This window comes from Streptomyces sp. NPDC056160, from assembly GCF_042268205.1.
GTDB lineage: Bacteria > Actinomycetota > Actinomycetes > Streptomycetales > Streptomycetaceae > Streptomyces.
The window spans coordinates 30436-47568 of the sequence record NZ_JBHJUW010000043.1 but is presented as its reverse complement, the minus strand read 5'-3'; the positions used below and the strand labels follow the sequence as shown (position 1 = coordinate 47568).

Sequence of the window (17133 nt, the reverse complement as noted above, 5' to 3'; positions counted from 1 at the left end):
CGCGCGGAGGGACCCACGTCCCGACGGCTCGGCGTCAGGGCGGACCGGCGGCCGGCGGGGCGGTTCCTCAGTCGAGCCGTCTGCAGCGCAGGAAGAGCTGCACCTCGGGCGGTGCCCCCGCGCCGTCGGAGGTGTGGGGCGCGTACGAGCGCGAGGACTCCTCCACGACTTCGAAGCCGGCCCGTTCCACCACCGCGCGCAGGTCGCCGCGCGGATAACCGGAGACCCGGATGGTGCGGCCGAGGAACGGCACGGGGAGATCGTCCGCGTCCGCCTCGACCATCGCGAGCGCGAACATGCCTTCGGGAGCTAGTAGTTCACGGACCGAGGCCAAGGCGGCCGGGATCTCGGCCCGGCCCAGCATGAGCAGGGAGAAGAAGGCCGCGACCGCGTCGAACCGCCCGAGGCCGACGGGACCGTGGGGACCGATGTCCGCGATGTCGGCCTGGTGGAACCGCGCCCCGGGCACCCGCGCACGGGCCAGCGCGAGCATCCCGGCCGACAGGTCGACGCCCACGACGTCGAGGCCCGCCCGGGTCAGCCGCCGGGCCGTGGGTACGCCCGTGCCGCACCCCAGGTCCAGGACCCGGGCCCCGGCGGGCAGGGAGGCGATGAGCCAGTCGGTCGCCGCGATCTGCCCCTCCTTGTGCGGGAAGGCGGCGTCGTAGCTCTCGCCGATGGAGTCGAAGGCCTCGGCCTGCCCCGTACGGTCACGCGGCGGGACGCCGTGGCCGGGACCACCGGTGGGACTGCTCATACGATGTCTCCCCCTCGCGCCTGGTCGTGTGCCGTGCGGAGCGTCCACCGGCACGCACGGTGTGACGTTACCGTCCCGGCGGGGGCCGCGGGAGGTGAGCGCAGCACACCGCGCGGGCCGCGGCCGGGGCCACGGTCCGCGCGGTGCGGGCGGTGCAGGTGGTGCAGGTGGTGCCTGCGGTGCGGGCGGGGAGGTGGGCCGCCGGGGCGTCAGTGCACGCCGGTGGCCTTCTGCAGCGCCGCGGCCAGACCGTTGGCCCACAACTGGTTCACGCGGGAGCGCTCGGTGGCGTTCGGGTAGCGGTTGGTGCAGGACGGGCCGGGGCCGCCGCCCGACATCAGTTCGCTGCACGGGCCGCTGTAGTGGTCCGGCAACCCCAGCACGTGGCCGGTCTCGTGCGCGACGACGCGGATCGAGTCGTACTGCTGATTCTGCGAGTAGTCCAGGAAGATGTAGCCGCTGCCGTGGCCGTCGGTGGAGGCGTAGGAGCCGTTCGAGGGGTCGTTGCCCTCGTAGTAGGAGAAGTCGCCGCCGCCCGAGGTCGCCGCCAGCTTCACGTTCGAGACGGAGCTGTTCCAGATCGAGGCGGCGCTCGATATCTGGGAGCGGAAGCTCGGCGCCTGGGAGGCGTTGTAGTAGACGGTCACCGACTTGAGGTTCGGGTGCGCGGCCTGCTTCTCGGCGACCGACTTCATCACGGCGTCGAAGAACGCCTGGTTGTCGGCGGCGTGTCCGGCGGAGCCCGTGTACCGGGCGACGGGGGCCTTGGCGGAGGCGGCGACGGCCGGGGCGGTGCTCTGGGCGGCGCTCGCCGGCATCGCGGTGCCCAGCGCGGCGGACGCCAGGCCGAGGCCGAGCGCGAGGGCCACGAGTCTCCTGGAGGACTTCGGGGACTTGGCGGTCGTGGAACGCGACATCATGGGGGGCTCCTACTCGTTCGTCGTGGGGTGTGAACGATCGGTTGCGCATGAGTCTCGGGCAGGCCAACGCCCGGGGGATGATGGCAACTGGGGATAGCCCGGAGCTATCGGCGGCCGACTCGTACGGTTCCGTCGGTATTTGAACGTCTGGTGCGGTGCGGCCGCACCGCCCTACGCTCCCCCTCATGGAGCTCGAGGTGAGGCATCTGCGCGTGCTCTGCGCCATCGCCGACACCGGCAGTCTGCACCGGGCGGCACGCGAACTCGGCATGGCCCAGCCCTCGTTGAGCACGCAGCTGCGCCGGATCGAGCACGCGCTCGGCGGTCAGCTCTTCGTCCGTGCGCGCACCGGCTGCCGGCCCACCCCGCTGGGCCACGCGGTGCTCAGCCGGGCCCGCCCCCTCGTCAGCGAACTGAGCGCGCTGGTCACCGAGACCCGGGCGGCGGCCGCCCGCGCGTCCGGCGGCCCCCGCCTGCGCATCGGCGCCACGGCGAGCCGTGCCCTGCCGGGCTGGCTGCGAAGGCTGCGCGCCCGTACTCCCCGGACGGAACCGACGCTGCAGATGGACGTCTCCGCGAACTCCCTGCTGGCCATGGTCGCCTCGGGCCGCCTCGACATGGCCTTCGTGCACGAGGTCGAAGGCAGTCCGCTGCGCGTGCCGGCCGGGCTCCGCGTGCGGGTGCTGGTGGAACGCGAACCGCAGTTCGTCTCCCTCGCCGTCGACCACCCGGCGGCGGCGCGCCGCGAGGTGCGGCTCGGCGATCTCGCGGCGGACCGCTGGATGGTCGACTCCACGGTCGACGGCGAGTGGGACGCCCTGTGCCGGGTGCTGCGCTCAGCGGGGCTGCAACCCGACATGCTGCACGGCGACTACCTCACCGCGTACTCCCTGGCCGCCACCGGTGAGGTCGTCACCGTCAGCCAGCCCACCGCGCGCCCCCGTTCGGACCTCGCCATCCGTCCTCTCCAGGGCGACCCGATCGGGGTGCGGCTGCTGCTCGCGGCCCGCACGGAGGACGAACTCGACTGCGGTTACGCAGAGTTGGAGGAGGCTTACTGGGAGGCGGCGTTCCAGGCGCCGGCGTACCGCGAGTGGCTGAGCCGCACGGGCGCTCCCGCCGCCGGCGCCGTTCCCCCTGCGCCGCCCGCGCGGAGCGCGGCCCCGTGTCCGGAACAACTCACCGGTCGGCGGGTCCCGGCCCGCTGACGCCCACCGCGTCCGGGCCCGCGGGCCCGGACGACCTGGCACGAGCGGGCACCGGCCGTCGCGGCGCGGTCAGCGCTCCGCGGTCGCCGCGCCCGCCCCGGTCGCCCCGACGGCGAGCGTGTCGCGCATCGCCCGGGCGGTGCCCGCCGGGTCGTAGTCCTCGGGGACGCCCGGGACCAGGATGATGTCGCCCTCGATGTGACGGGAGCGCAGGGGCGCGATCTCCCGGTAGGCGGCGGAGTCCCACCAGGCCCGCGCCTCCTGCATCCCGGGGAACTCGATGACGACGACGTGCCCGGGCCAGGCGCCCTCCTTCACCTCGTGCCCGGCGCCATGCACCAGGAAGCGACCGCCGTACGGCGCGAAGGTGGCGGTGATGCGCTCGATGTACTCGGCGATCTCCGGGTGCGGGGCGGCGTCGCGCAGGTGGCCTATGACGTAGGCGGGCATGGCGTCCTCCGGTCGGTGGGGGGGCTGCGGTGCGTACGCGGTGATCCTCGCACCGGGGCGGGGAGGCGTCGATGACCCCTCGGGTAAGCACCGCTCGGGGCGGCCGGTACGTCAGTCGGCCGCGTGCGCCGGGCGTGCCTCGCGGCCGCCGGGGTGGCGGTGGCGCCAGGCCCAGAAGACGGCGCAGGAGACGACGGCCCAGGCCGCGAGGACCAGGAACGGGAAAACGTGCTGGTGACCGGCGAAGTAGACGGCGGTGTGCTGGGCGTTGACCGAGGCGCCGGGCGGCAGCCAGCGGCCGATCCGGCCGAGGGGGGAGGGCAGCAGGGGCCAGGAGACCGCGCCGCCGGAGGAGGGGTTGCCGAGCAGCACCATCAGCCCCCACGTCGGCAGCATGGCCCAGCGTCCGAAGAGGGTGTTGAACATGGTGAAGACCATGCCGGACGTGAACATGGTCAGCGCGAGAATCAGCCAGGACTCGACGAACGGCAGGCGCAGGGCGCCCAGCATCCAGTCCACGACGGCGGCGATCACGAAGCCGCCGAGCAGGGCGTAGGCGACGGTGAAGGCGATGCGTTCGAGTGGGTTCAGCGCCCGGGCGTGGACGCTGAGCTGGATGGCGCCGACGAAGCCGATGATCACGGCGGCGAGCGAGATGTAGAAGATCGCCAGGCCGCGCGGGTCGCCGTGCTGGAGCGGGTTGAGGTCGCGCACGGTGACGGGGACGCCGGTGCTCCGGCCGACCTTCTGCGCGGCCTCCTCCAGCACCTGGGCGACCGTGGCGCCCGAGGCGCCGGACACGTCGAGGACGACGGTTCCCCGGCCGGCCGGGATCTCCAGCACGGCGAACACCTTCTGGTCGTCCACCGCCGTGCGCGCCGCGGGCAGGCTGCCGTACGGGTGCAGCTTCAGCGAGGCGGCGAGCGCCTCCTCCATGCCGGTGACGAAGCGCCCGCCCTGCGGCTGGTCGTAGGCGCCGACGACCGCCGTGGGGATGGTGTGCGGGGTGGGGTTGGCCATGGCGTACGTGTAGGAGCCGGCGAAGAGTCCGGCCGCGGCGGCGAGGATCAGTGTCAGAACGGTGGCGGGCAGGAAGGGCGACTTCCGGAAGGCGGCCCAGCGCTCGCCCGTGGTGGGCGGCCGGCCGTGCTCACCGTGCGGCAACTCGGACATGACGACCACGCTAGGTCATTTCGAGGTGACTCCTCGCACCGGCGGCCGGTGCGCGCGCCGCACGTACCGCCACCCCGCCGACCGGACGATTCCCGCCGCGGATGGACTTGGCGTGCACTTTTTACGGTTTCCGGTGCACTCATACCGGACAAACCCGTGTGATTTGGAGGAACGCCGGCTTCTGCCCGACCATGGGCGTGCCCGGCGATCCCGGGCCCTGTTCGACGAGAGGCGCACCACTTCCATGCACGTCCCCGGGACCGCCCCGCAGTCGGCTCCGGCCCCGCGGGAGAACCCCGCGGCCCCCGCCCCGGCCGGAAACACCCCCGCCGGTGAACCGGCCGCTCCCGCCCCCGGCAGGCACTCCCGCCGCTTCGGGCTGCCCGTCGCCACCGCCCTGGTCATGGGCAACATCATCGGCGGCGGCATCTTCCTGCTCCCGGCGTCCGTCGCCTCCTACGGCACGGTCAGCCTGGTCGCCTTCGGCGTGCTGACCGTGGGGGCCATCGCGCTCGCGCTGGTCTTCGGCCGGCTCGCCCAGCGGGACCCGCGCACCGGCGGCCCCTACGTCTACGCCCGTGAGGCCTTCGGCGACTTCGCCGGCTTCCTGGCCGCGTGGGCGTACTGGATCACGACCTGGGTGTCGAACGCGGCGCTGGCCGTGGCCGCCGTCGGCTACCTCGACGTGCTGGTCCCGGTGAACGATCACCGCTGGACGGCGTGCCTGGCCGCGCTCGCCCTGCAGTGGCTGCCCGCGCTCTCCAACTTCGCGGGGACCCGGTACGTGGGTGCCGTGCAGGTCGTCTCCACCGTGCTGAAGTTCGTGCCACTGCTGCTGGTCGCGGTCGGCGGGCTGTTCTTCTTCGACCCGCACAACCTCGGCCCGTTCAACGCGAGCGGCCACAGCGCGGTCGGCGCGGTCTCCGCCTCCGCGGCGATCCTGCTCTTCTCCTACCTCGGTGTGGAGTCGGCCGCCGTCAGCGCGGGCGAGGTCAAGAACCCCCGGCGCAACGTCGGACGGGCCACCGTCATCGGCACCGCCGGCGCGGCCCTCGTCTACCTGCTGGGCACGCTGTCCGTCTTCGGCACGGTCGCCCACAGCCGTCTGGTCGGGTCCTCCGCGCCCTTCTCGGACGCCGTGAACGCCATGTTCGGCGGCTCCTGGGGCGGCTGGGCGGTCGCGCTCGCCGCACTGGTGTCGATGACCGGCTGCCTCAACGGCTGGACCCTGCTCAGCGCCCAGACCCCGTACGCCGCCGCCCAGGACGGCCTGTTCCCCGCCGCCTTCGCACGGCGGCGGCGCGGGGTGCCGACCGTCGGTGTCGGTGTCACCGTCGTCCTCGCCTCGCTGCTCACCGTCTACAACTACACGTCGGGCTCGGCGAAGGTCTTCCAGGTCCTGGTGCTCGTCACCACGTTCACCGCGACCGTGCCCTACCTGCTGGCCACCGCCGCGCAGATCTTCCACCTCGTCGCCGGGCGCGGCCACCTGGTGAACCGGGCCCGTCTGGCGCGGGACTGCGTGGTCGCGGCCGTCGCGGCGGCCTTCTCGATGTGGCTGGTGGCGGGCGCGGGCTACGCGGCCGTGTACCAGGGAGTGCTGTTCCTGTTCGCGGGCGTCCTCGTCTACGCCGTGATGGCGGCTCGCCGCCCCAGGACGCCGTAGCCCCCTCCGCCCGGTCGCGCGCGGAGTCGTCCGGCAGACCGGGCCGTACGGAGGAAGCCGGGCGGCCCGCGCCGCCTCCTCCCGCCCCGCCGAACGGGTGAAGACCACGGCACCGGGCGTAGTGGCGTCGGCATCCACTAGCAGAGATCGTTATTCATCACGGTGTGACGATCACAGCAATTCCCAGCGAAACCGGCGCACCGTCCGCCCCGGCCGCCCTCGACCGACGGCCCCCGCCCCTCCCGGTACCGCGGCTCAGCGTCGCCCCGCGCTGGCTGGAACGTCTGGCGGGCACGCCCGGAGGGGCGCCGCTGAGCGGCATGAGCGTCGCCGTGGTCGGGCTCGGCTACGTCGGGCTGCCCCTGGCGCTCGGCCTGTGGGAGGCCGGTGCCCGGATCATCGGCGTCGACCGCAGCGCGGAGAGGCTCGCCGCGGTCCGCGCCGGACGCGTGGACGTCCTGCCCGGCCGGCACGCGGTGCTGGCGTGCGCGGCACGCGACGACGGCTTCGTCCTCACCGCCCGGCCCGACGCCCTGCGCGAGGCCGACGCGGTACTGATCTGCGTACCGACGCCCGTCACCGCCGAACGCGCCCCCGACCTGCGGCCGCTGCGCCGGGCCTGCGCGGACGTCGTGGACCGGGCCCGCGAGGGGCAGCTGATCGTGCTGACCTCCACGAGCTACGCCGGCACCACCCGCGACCTGCTGATCGAACCGCTGAGGGCGCGCGGGCTCGTGCCCGAGGACCAGGTGCTGGTGGCGTTCGCGCCGGAACGCATCGACCCGGGCAACGTCCGGCACGCCCCCGAGGCCACCCCGCGGGTGATCGGCGCGGCGGGACCGCTCAGCGCGCGGGCGGCGGCGGCGCTGCTCGCTCCGACCGCCGCACGGATCCACCAGGCTCCCTGCCCCGAGGCCGCCGAGATGGCCAAGCTGTGGGAGAACACCTTCCGGGCGGTGAACATCGCCCTGGCCAACGAGCTCTCGGACGCCTGCGTCGGCCTCGGCCTGTCCCCCGTCGACGTGCTGGACGCCGCGGCCACCAAACCCTACGGCTTCATGCCGTTCCGTCCCGGACCCGGTGCGGGCGGACACTGCATCCCCTGCGACCCTCACTACCTGCTGGCCCAGCTGCCCGGCGGCGCCGACGACGCCCCGCTCATCGGCTCCGCCATGTCCGCGCTCCACGAGCGCCCGGCCGGGGTGGCCCGCACGGCCCTGCGCATGCTGCGCGCAGCGGGCCTCGCTCCGCAGCGGGCGAGGGTGCTGGTGCTCGGCGCGGCGTACAAACCGGGCGTCTCGGACGTGCGGGAGAGCCCCGCCCTGCGCATTCTCGCGCTGCTGGCCGCCGAAGGCGTCCAGGTCTCCTACAGCGACCCGTGCGTGCCCGCGCTGACGCTGGCGGACGGCTCCGTACTGCGCTCCGAGGCAGCGCCCAGGGATCGGCACTGGGACCTGGTGATCGTCCACACGGTCCAGCCGGGAACCGACCTGGCCTGGCTCGACGAGGGACACCGGGTGCTCGACCCGGGCTTCCACCGCGCCGCCGACCCCGTCGTGGGCGTGGCACGGTGAGCGGACCGGCCGGGACCACGGCGCCCCCGGCCGCGGACGTCACCGACCAGGTCCGTCGTCTGCTGCCCGCCGCGACCACCTCCCCGGAGGGCTCCGCCCTGCGACGCGCGATGACGGCCCGGCTGGGGGCGCCGCTGCGCGGGGCGGAGCGGCCCGTGCGGCACGCCCTGTTCCGCCTGCTGGCCCTGACGGCGCTGTCGCCGCTGCTGCTCCTGCTGGCGGGGCGCGCGGTGCGCCTGCCGCACGGCACGAGCGTCACCGCCCTGTACGGCGTGGCCGTCCTGACCGGCACCCTCTGCCTGCTCTATTTCGCCTACACCCGCTACGACGACCCGGCGGTGTGCGAGATGCGTTCCCGCGCGCCGGGGCACAAGCGCTTCCCCGCGCTGCCGGACCGGCCGCGGGTCACCTTCCTGCTGGCGGTCAAGGACGAGGCCGGGCACGTGGAGGCGTGCGTACGGTCGATGGCCGCCTCCGACTACCCCCACCTGGAGATCGTCGTCGTCGACGACGGCTCGCGGGACGGAACCGGGGACATCCTTCAGGCCCTGGCCGGGGAACTCGGCATCACCGTCCTGCGCCTGGAGCACAACGTGGGCAAGAAGGCGGCCCTGGTGCGCGCCTGCGCCCACGCGGACGGGGACGTCCTGGTGTTCACCGACTCCGACTGCCTGCTCGCCCCCGACGCCGTGCGCCTGTGCGTCGAGGCCATGGTCCGCCATCCCGACCTGGGCGCGGTCAGCGGCCACTGCCGTGCGCTCAACACCGGCTCCGGGCTGCTGGCGCGGATCCAGGACGTCTGGTACGAGGGACAGTTCCGGGTGGCCAAGGCAGCCGAGTCGGCGTTCGGCTCGGTGTGCTGCGTCTCGGGGCCGCTGGCCGCCTTCCGCCGCGAGGCCATCGTCAACTACCTGCCCGCCTGGGCCGAGGACCGGTTCCTGCGCGCGCCGTTCCGCTTCGCCACCGACCGGCAGCTCACCGGCTACGTGCTGGGCCAGACCTGGTGCGGCCGGGCCCTCAAACGGCGGCACGCCGACTCCCCCTTCGTCCGCGACGAGGACCACCCCGAGCGGCGCTGGCAGGTCGGGTACAGCCAGGCGGCCAGGGTGTGGACCCAGGTGCCGGCGCGCTGGGGGCCCTTCCTGCGCCAGCAGATCCGCTGGAAGAAGAGCTTCCTGCGCAGCCTGTGCTTCACCGGCCGGTTCATGTGGCGGCGCGGCCTGGCCCCGGCAGCCTTGTACTACGGGCGTGCCCTGTGGGTGCTCGCGGCGCCCGCGCTGGTCGCCTACCACCTGCTGTGGGCACCGGCGCACTTCACGGTCACGCTGAGCGCCCTGTACCTGGGCGGAGTCCTGCTCAAGGGCTGCCTGTGGGGACTGGCCTACCGGCTGGACAACCCCGGTGACCGCCGCTGGCGCTACCGGCCGCTGATGAGCCTGCTGTCGTGCTGTGTGCTGGCGTGGCTGCTGCCGTACGCGGCGCTCACCCTGCGCCGCGGCACCTGGACGAGGAGCCCCGTGTGAAGAAGCTGCTGCCGGCCCTGGGCCGGCTGACCGCCACGCTGCTGACCCTGGCCTGTGTGGCGCTGCTGTACTACGCCGTCCTGACCAGGGGACGTCCGCTGTGACGGGCGGGGTGCGGCACGGCCGCTCCCGTTCGCTGCGCCGCGCCCTGCTCACGGGCCTGCTGGGCACGCTGAGCATCGCTGTCCTCGGCACGCCGTTCGCGGTGGCCTGGCACTACGAGGGCCACCGGCAGGGTGCGGTCTCGGCGCAGGCCCCGCCGCCGGCCGGCCCGGACGACGCCCGGCCCGGGCCTGTGCCGTCCGGGCCGGCCGCGGCCCCGGTCGTGCTCGCCTACCACGACATCGCACCGCACTCCGAGAGCCGCTTCGCGGTGGCGCCCGAGCGGTTCGCCGCCCAGTTGACCGCGCTGCGCGCGGCCGGCTACCGCACCCTGTCCACCGGCGAGTTCACCGACTTCCTGGCCACCGGCCGCGCCCCGGGCCCGCGCACCGTCTACCTCACTTTCGACGACGGAACCCGCGGCCTGTGGGCGTACGCCGACCCGATCCTGGCCGACCACCGGATGACGGCGGCCGCCTACCTCGTCACGGGCTCCGTGGGCACCCACCGCCCGTACTACCTCTCCTGGCCCGAGGTGCGGCGGATGGCGGACTCCGGCCGCTGGGACTTCCAGGACCACACCCACCGCAGCCACCGGCGCGCGCCGGTCGACGCGGCCGGCCGGCTCGGCTCCGTGCTCGCCCACCGGCTGTGGCTGCCCGGGCCGCGGCGCCCGGAGACGCCGGCCGAGTACCGGCAGCGGGTCCGGCGGGACCTGCGGCAGTCGCTGGCGGCCTTCCGCGACCACGGCCTGCCCGCGCCGCGGCTGTTCGCCTACCCGTTCTCGGAGTCGGCCGAGCGGCACAACGAGGTGCTGCGGCAGCTGCTGCGCGAGCACTTCACAGCCGTCCTGACCAACACGGCCTCCCCCGCGCTGCCGCCGGGCAGGCGGGCCGCCGCGGCCGGAGAGGTCCAGCGTCTCGAAGTACTGAGGGGGACGACGCCGCAGGAACTGCTGCGCCGGATCGGCTCCTGGCGCACCGCCGTGCCGGGCGACGTGCGCGATCCGCTCGGCCACGAGGAACTGTGGGAGTCCCGGGACGGTGCGCCCGGCACCCGCCTGGACACGCTGACCGGGCGCGGCCCGCGCCGGGGCACGTACGCGGCGGCCTCCTACCGGCCCGTCGCCACGGCGGACTGGCGGACGTACCGGGTGGAGGTCACCGCCGACCGGCTGGACGGCACGCGCGACAGCGTGTCCGTCACCGTGCGCGACGGCAGCGCGTACCCGTGCGTCCTCACGGTCGGCGCCCGCACGGCGCGGCTGACCGAGCGGCTCCCTGGCGCCCCGGCTCGTACGACCGTGCGCCGTCTCGGGCCTGCCGGGATCCACCGGGTCCGGCTGGAGGTGTCGCCCGCGGCCGTCACCGTGACGGTGGACGGCACGCCGGCCTTCACCCGGCCGGTGACCTCACGGGAGGCGGGCCGCACCGCCGGCGGGGTCGCGCTGGCCGTGCGCAACGAGGACCCGGAGCAGCCGTGGCCCCGGGTGGCCGCGCTGCGGATCCTCCCTTGACACCTGGCGGGGGCCGCCGGTGCTCAGCGTCCGAGGAAGTCGAGCAGGTCCCGGTTGAAGCGCTGCTTGTCCCCGTCGACCATGGCGATGCCGTGGCTGCCGCTCTCGTAGACCTTGAGTTCGGCGCCGTGGACGAGCTGCGCGGTCTTGCGCGCGGTGGCGTCGACGGGCACGATCCGGTCGTCGTCGCCGTGCACGACCAGGGTCGGGACGTCGAACTTCGCCAGGTCGCCGTGGAAGGGCGTGGTGCCGAAGGCGTCGACGCAGGCGACGGCACCCTCGATGGTCTGGGCCATGGCCATGTACCAGAACGCGTCCCGGTTGCCCTGTGTGACCCCGCCGCCCTCGCGGTCCGCGGAGAAGAAGCCCTCGGAGGTGTCCTTCCAGAACTGCGAACGCTCCTTCAGGATGCCGGCCTTGATGTCGTCGAAGACGCTCTGCGGAACGCCCTCGGGGTTGTCCGGGCCTTGCAGCATCAGGGGGGTGATGGCGGACAGGAGCACGGCCGAGCGCACTCGTCCGGTGCCGTGGCGGCCGATGTAGCGGGCGAGTTCGCCGCCGCCCATGGAGTGCGCCACCAGCGTGACGTCGCGCAGGTCCAGGTGGGTGAGCAGGTCGTCGAGGTCGTCGGCGAACGTGTCGAAGTCGTAGCCGTCGTAGACCGGGGTGGAGCGGCCGTGGCCGCGGCGGTCGTGGGCGATGCCCCGGTATCCGGCGTCGGCGACCGCCTTGAGCTGGTCGTACCAGGCGTCGCCGTTCAGGGGCCAGCCGTGGATGAACACCACCGGCCGTCCCCGCCCCCAGTCCTTGTAGAAGATCTCGACACCGTCTCGCGTGGTGCACACGGGCATGCTCGACACCTTTCGCCGGTCGCGGCAGATCGCGGGAAGTCCCGGGAGAAGCCGGGAACACAGGTGAAGCAGGGGAAACACGAGGGAGAAGAGCGCACGCACGCGCGGCCGGACACTGCCGCGCGGAAGCGGCCGGCACGGGCACGCCCCGGGCGCTTCCCTCCTCCATCGTCCCCGCCGGCGCCGCCGCCGCAATTCGGCCGTGCACGACCGCGCGCTCCTGCGCCGGTTAGGTTGACGAGCGTCAGGGTCTGTCCGGCGGCAGCGCCGGCCCAGTTCCGGAAGGTGGCACGATGCCCAGCAGCCCGTCCCCGCACACCGACCTCACCGACCTGCCGGCCCTCGCCGGTCTCTACCGCGATCTCCACGCCCACCCCGAACTCGCCTTCTGCGAACACCGCACCGCGCAGATCGTGGCCGAGCGGCTGGGCGCCTGCGGGTACGAGACCGCGACCGGTGTCGGCGGTACGGGCGTCGTCGGCGTCCTGCGCAACGGCGCCGGGCCCACCGTGGCGCTGCGCGCCGACATGGACGCCCTGCCGGTGGAGGAGCGAACCGGCCTGCCCTACGCCAGCAGCGCGCGGGCGACCGACGGGAACGGCAACGCGGTGCCCGTGATGCACGCCTGCGGTCACGACGTCCACGTCAGCTGCCTGCTGGGCGCGGCGGCACGGCTCGCGGCGGACCGCTCCTCGTGGCGCGGCACGCTGCTGCTGGTGTTCCAGCCCGCGGAGGAGGTCGGCCGGGGCGCGGGCGCGATGATCGACGACGGTCTCTTCGAGCGGTTCGCCCGGCCGGACGTCGTGCTCGGCCAGCACGTGGCGCCGCTGCCCGCGGGCTACGCCGGGCTGCACCCCGGGCCCGCTTTCGCCGCCTCCGACTCGCTGCGTGTGGTCCTGCACGGCAGCGGGGGCCACGGTTCGCGGCCCGAGGCGTGCGTCGACCCGGTCGTGATGGCCGCCGCGACCGTGCTCCGTCTGCAGGGCGTCGTCGCCCGGGAGGTCGCGGGCACCTCCACCGCGGTGGTCACCGTGGGCGCCCTGCACGCCGGGACCGAGCCGAACATCATCGCGGACCACGCCGAACTGCTGCTGAGCGTGCGCACCTACGAGCCCGCGGTGCGTACGTCGGTCCTGCGGGCCGTGGAGCGGATCGTACGGGCCGAGGCCGCCGCCTCCGGCGCGCCCCGCGATCCGGAGATCTCCGTGACCGAGTCGTTCCCGGCGGTCGTCAACGACCCCGAGGCGTCGAAGCGGACGCGGCGGGCGCTCGCCGGGGCCCTGGGCGAGGCACAGGTGGTCGATCCCGGGCCCGCGACCGCCAGCGAGGACGTCGGCATGCTCGCCGAGGCCGCGGGGGCCCCGTGCGTCTACTGGCTGCTGGGCGGCGCCGACCCGGCCGGGTTCGCCGCCGCCCGCACCGTCGAGGACGTCGCCCGGGTGGCCCGCGCCCTGCCGTCCAACCACTCCCCGCTGTTCGCCCCGGTTGTCGAGCCGACGCTCCGCGCGGGTGTCGCGACCCTGTCCGCCGCCGCCCGGGCCTGGCTCACGGCCAGGTGAACGACCGGGACACCGCCACGGGGTGATACGGCCGCACGCTCACCCTCGCCGGGCTCCACGGGGCCGACCCGAGGCCGGGCGGCCCGGTCCGCGGCCGACCGGCCTGGCTGTTCGACGATCGGCTGACCGAAGTGCTCGCGCAGGACGACGAACGGCCCAGTGGCGGTGCTGTTCGCACAGGACGGTGAACGACCTCGGTCTCCGGCGCGGGACGGTGCGGGCTCGCGCACGCCACCCGTCCCGGAGGGTCGCCCGGCGGGGACCCCGCCGGCAGCCGCCCGGCGGGACCCGGAGGGTGACACGCCCGGAAGCGCGCCGGGAGGGGCGCCGTTCCCGGCCGGCGCGCGGCGCCCTCCCCGTCGTCACCGCACGCGGTAGCGGCGGTGGGAGCGGCTCAGACGACCTCGATGAGCAGGTCGCCGCCCTCCACCTGCTGGATGCGGTTGATGGCCAGCCGGCGCACGCGGCCCGACTTCGGGGCCGTGATCGCGGCCTCCATCTTCATCGCCTCGATCGTGGCGACGGTCGCCCCGGCCGCGACCTCCTCGTCCTCGGCCACCGCGAGGGTCACCACACCGGCGAACGGGGCCGCCACATGCCCGGGGTCGCCCCGGTCCGCCTTCTCCGTCACGGGCACGTCGGAGGCGGCGGCGGTGTCCCGCACCTGGATCGGGCGCAGTTGGCCGTTGAGGGAGGACATCACGGTGCGCATGCCGCGTTCGTCCGCCTCGCCGACGGCCTGAAGCTCGATCAGCAGGCGTACGCCGGGTTCGAGGTCGACGGCGTACTCCTTGGCGGGGCGCAGGCCGTAGAAGAAGTCCTTGCTCTCCAGCACGCTCGTGTCGCCGTAGGCCTGGCGGTGCTGTTCGAAGGCGCGCGTGGGCCCGGGGAACAGCAGCCGGTTCAGGGTCGCGCGCCGGGACTTGTCCAGGCCCTCGCGGTCCTCGGCGCTCAGCTCCGCGACCGGCTTGGCCTCGCCCCGCCCCTTGAGCGCCTTGGTGCGGAAGGGTTCCGGCCAGCCGCCGGGCGGAGTGCCGAGCTCGCCGCGCAGGAAGCCGATGACGGAGTCGGGGATGTCGAACCGGTCCGGGGTCTGCTCGAAGTCCGCCGGGTCGACTCCCGCGCCCACCAGGTGCAGGGCGAGGTCGCCGACCACCTTGGAGGAAGGGGTGACCTTCACCAGGCGGCCCAGGATGCGGTCGGCGGCGGCGTACATCGCCTCGATGTCCTCGAAGCGGTCGCCGAGGCCGAGGGCGACCGCCTGGGTGCGCAGGTTGGACAGCTGCCCGCCGGGGATCTCGTGGTGGTAGACGCGTCCGGTGGGCGAGGCCAGGCCCGCCTCGAAGGGGGCGTAGATCCTGCGGACGCTCTCCCAGTACGGCTCCAGGTCGCCGACGGCCTTCAGGTCCAGGCCGGTGGGGTGCTCGGAGTGGTCGGTGGCGGCGACGAGCGCCGACAGCGACGGCTGGGAAGTGGTGCCGGCCATCGAGGCGACCGCGCCGTCCACCGCGTCGGCACCGGCCTGGACCGCGGCGAGGTAGGTGGCGAGCTGACCGCCCGCGGTGTCGTGGGTGTGCAGGTGGACCGGGAGGCCGAACTCGCGGCGCAGCGCCGAGACCAGCGTGGCCGCGGCGGGCGCCCGCAGCAGTCCGGCCATGTCCTTGACGGCCAGCACGTGTGCGCCCGCCGCGACGATCTGCTCGGCCAGACGCAGGTAGTAGTCCAGGGTGTAGAGGCGCTCGGCGGGGTCGGAGAGGTCGGACGTGTAGCACAGGGCGACCTCGGCGACGGCTGTCCCCGTCTCCCGTACGGCGTCGATGGCCGGCCGCATCTGGCCGACGTCGTTGAGCGCGTCGAAGATGCGGAAGATGTCGATGCCGGTGGCCGCGGCCTCCTGCACGAAGGCGTCGGTGACCTCGGTCGGGTACGGGGTGTAGCCGACGGTGTTCCGGCCGCGCAGCAGCATCTGCAGGCAGATGTTGGGCACGGCCTCGCGCAGGGCGGCCAGGCGCTCCCAGGGGTCCTCGGCGAGGAAGCGCAGCGCGACGTCGTAGGTGGCGCCGCCCCAGCACTCCAGGGACAGCAGGCCGGGCAGGGTGCGGGCCACGGCGGGGGCGACGGCCAGGAGGTCCTTGGTGCGCACCCGCGTGGCGAGCAGTGACTGGTGGGCGTCGCGGAAGGTGGTGTCGGTGACGCCGAGGCCGGGTGACTCGCGCAGGTGCCGGGCGAAACCCTCGGGGCCGAGTTCGACCAGCCGCTGCCGGGAGCCCGCGGGCGGCTCGCCGGCGGGCAGCGGCGGCAGCTTGGTGACGGGGTCCACGGTCCCGGGGCGCTCGCCGTGCGGCTTGTTGACCGTCACGTCGGCGAGGTACGTGAGCAGTTTGGTGCCGCGGTCGGCGGAGGAGCGTGCGGTGAGCAGGTGCGGGCGCTGTTCGATGAACGAGGTGGTGACCCGCCCGGCCTGGAAGTCGGGGTCGTCGAGGACGGCCTGGAGGAAGGGGATGTTGGTGGACACGCCGCGGATGCGGAACTCGGCCACCGCGCGCCGGGCCCGGCCGATCGCCGTCTTGAAGTCCCGTCCGCGGCAGGTGAGTTTGACGAGCATGGAGTCGAAGTGGGCGCTGATCTCCGTACCGGCGTGGGTGGTTCCGCCGTCCAGGCGGATGCCGGAGCCGCCCGGTGAGCGGTAGGCGCTGATCCGGCCGGTGTCGGGGCGGAAGCCGTTGGCCGGGTCCTCGGTGGTGATCCGGCACTGCAGGGCCGCGCCGCGCAACCGCACGGTGTCCTGGGACAGTCCGAGGTCGGCCAGGCTCTCGCCCGCGGCGATGCGCAACTGCGCCTGGACCAGGTCGACGTCGGTGACCTCTTCGGTCACCGTGTGCTCGACCTGAATGCGCGGGTTCATCTCGATGAAGACGTGGTGGCCCGCGCGGTCGAGCAGGAACTCCACGGTGCCCGCGTTGCGGTAGCCGATCTCGCGGGCGAAGCGGACCGCGTCGGCGCAGATGCGCTCGCGCAGGTCCGGGTCCAGGTTCGGCGCGGGGGCGAGTTCGATGACCTTCTGGTGGCGGCGCTGGAGCGAACAGTCCCGCTCGAAGAGGTGGATGACCTCCCCGGTGCCGTCGGCGAGGATCTGCACCTCGATGTGGCGGGGTTCCACGACGGCCTTCTCCAGGAAGACGGTGGGGTCGCCGAAGGCGGAGGCGGCCTCGCGGGAGGCGGCCTCGATGGACTCCCGCAGCGCGGCCGGGTCCTCCACCCGCCGCATCCCGCGCCCGCCGCCGCCCGCGACGGCCTTGACGAAGACGGGGAAGCCGATGTCGTCGGCGGCCCGGACCAGTTCGTCCACGTCGGTGGAGGGGGCCGAGGAGCCGAGCACAGGCACCCCCGCGGCCCGGGCGGCGGCCACCGCGCGGGCCTTGTTGCCGGTCAGTTCGAGGGTGTCGGCGTCCGGGCCGACGAACGTGATCCCCGCCCGCTCGCAGGCGCGCGCCAGTTCCGGGTTCTCGGACAGGAAGCCGTAGCCCGGATAGACGGCGTCGGCGCCCGCCCGGCGCGCCGCGCCGACGATCTCGTCCACGGAGAGGTAGGCCCGCACCGGGTGCCCCGCCTCGCCGATCTCGTAGGCCTCGTCCGCCTTCAGCCGGTGCAGCGAGTTGCGGTCCTCGTAGGGGAAGACGGCGACGGTGCGCGCGCCCAGTTCATAGCCGGCGCGGAACGCGCGGATGGCGATCTCGCCGCGGTTGGCGACCAGTACCTTGCGGAACATCTGGATCCCTTCGGCCTGCCGGTGACGAGGACCATGGTGTCGGTCACACCCCCGGCACGCCATGT

The 17133-nt window shown here is 74.1% G+C and carries 12 protein-coding genes; 6 read left to right on the top strand and 6 right to left on the bottom strand.

Annotation, left to right across the window (positions count from 1 at the left end):
- Window positions 1-67: 67 nt before the first annotated feature.
- Together ACFC02_RS18135 and snpA are read right to left on the bottom strand one after the other, a co-directional pair.
- A complete protein-coding gene (locus ACFC02_RS18135) occupies window positions 68-757 on the bottom strand; it encodes a class I SAM-dependent DNA methyltransferase (protein ID WP_376357668.1) in 690 nt (229 codons plus the stop codon).
- 209 nt (window positions 758-966) lie between these two features.
- Window positions 967-1677: a snapalysin gene (gene snpA / locus ACFC02_RS18130; protein ID WP_376357665.1), complete on the bottom strand. Its 711-nt coding sequence runs from the start codon at window positions 1675-1677 to the stop codon at window positions 967-969.
- A 185-nt stretch (window positions 1678-1862) separates the two neighbouring features.
- On the opposite strand from snpA, the gene ACFC02_RS18125 reads away from it, so the two are divergent.
- A complete protein-coding gene (locus tag ACFC02_RS18125) occupies window positions 1863-2885 on the top strand; it encodes a LysR family transcriptional regulator (protein WP_376357662.1) in 1023 nt (340 codons plus the stop codon).
- A gap of 69 nt (window positions 2886-2954) precedes the next feature.
- Here ACFC02_RS18125 and ACFC02_RS18120 read toward each other — a convergent pair whose 3' ends face one another.
- Both ACFC02_RS18120 and ACFC02_RS18115 read right to left on the bottom strand, forming a co-directional pair.
- Complete coding sequence (locus ACFC02_RS18120) at window positions 2955-3335, bottom strand: DUF1330 domain-containing protein (RefSeq protein WP_376357659.1); 381 nt, start codon at window positions 3333-3335, stop codon at window positions 2955-2957.
- Window positions 3336-3446: 111 nt separating this feature from the next.
- Entirely contained in the window at window positions 3447-4508 is a 1062-nt protein-coding gene (locus ACFC02_RS18115; protein ID WP_376357656.1) for an ABC transporter permease, read from the bottom strand.
- Between the two features lie 244 nt (window positions 4509-4752).
- Here ACFC02_RS18115 and ACFC02_RS18110 point away from each other — a divergent pair, with 244 nt between their 5' ends.
- The 4 genes from ACFC02_RS18110 (at window position 4753) to ACFC02_RS18095 (ending at window position 10889) form a co-directional block, all read left to right on the top strand.
- On the top strand, window positions 4753-6174 hold the full coding sequence (locus ACFC02_RS18110) for an amino acid permease (protein ID WP_376357653.1): 1422 nt from the start codon (window positions 4753-4755) through the stop codon (window positions 6172-6174).
- 164 nt (window positions 6175-6338) lie between these two features.
- Window positions 6339-7748, top strand: a complete 1410-nt coding sequence (locus ACFC02_RS18105; protein WP_376357650.1) for a nucleotide sugar dehydrogenase — start codon at window positions 6339-6341, stop codon at window positions 7746-7748.
- On the top strand, window positions 7745-9271 hold the full coding sequence (locus ACFC02_RS18100) for a glycosyltransferase (RefSeq protein ID WP_376357647.1): 1527 nt from the start codon (window positions 7745-7747) through the stop codon (window positions 9269-9271). Before ACFC02_RS18105 ends, ACFC02_RS18100 begins: the two co-directional genes overlap by 4 nt.
- A gap of 100 nt (window positions 9272-9371) precedes the next feature.
- The gene (locus ACFC02_RS18095; RefSeq protein WP_376357644.1) at window positions 9372-10889 is read left to right on the top strand and encodes a polysaccharide deacetylase family protein; all 1518 of its coding nucleotides are present in this window, start codon (window positions 9372-9374) and stop codon (window positions 10887-10889) included.
- A 23-nt stretch (window positions 10890-10912) separates the two neighbouring features.
- Here the strand turns inward: ACFC02_RS18095 and ACFC02_RS18090 are convergent, their stop codons facing one another.
- Window positions 10913-11740: an alpha/beta fold hydrolase gene (locus ACFC02_RS18090; protein WP_376357641.1), complete on the bottom strand. Its 828-nt coding sequence runs from the start codon at window positions 11738-11740 to the stop codon at window positions 10913-10915.
- A gap of 293 nt (window positions 11741-12033) precedes the next feature.
- Between ACFC02_RS18090 and ACFC02_RS18085 the strand changes: the two genes are divergently transcribed.
- Window positions 12034-13299, top strand: a complete 1266-nt coding sequence (locus ACFC02_RS18085; protein ID WP_376357638.1) for an amidohydrolase — start codon at window positions 12034-12036, stop codon at window positions 13297-13299.
- A gap of 394 nt (window positions 13300-13693) precedes the next feature.
- Here the strand turns inward: ACFC02_RS18085 and ACFC02_RS18080 are convergent, their stop codons facing one another.
- Window positions 13694-17068: a pyruvate carboxylase gene (locus ACFC02_RS18080; RefSeq protein WP_376357635.1), complete on the bottom strand. Its 3375-nt coding sequence runs from the start codon at window positions 17066-17068 to the stop codon at window positions 13694-13696.
- Between the last annotated feature and the right edge of the window lie 65 nt (window positions 17069-17133).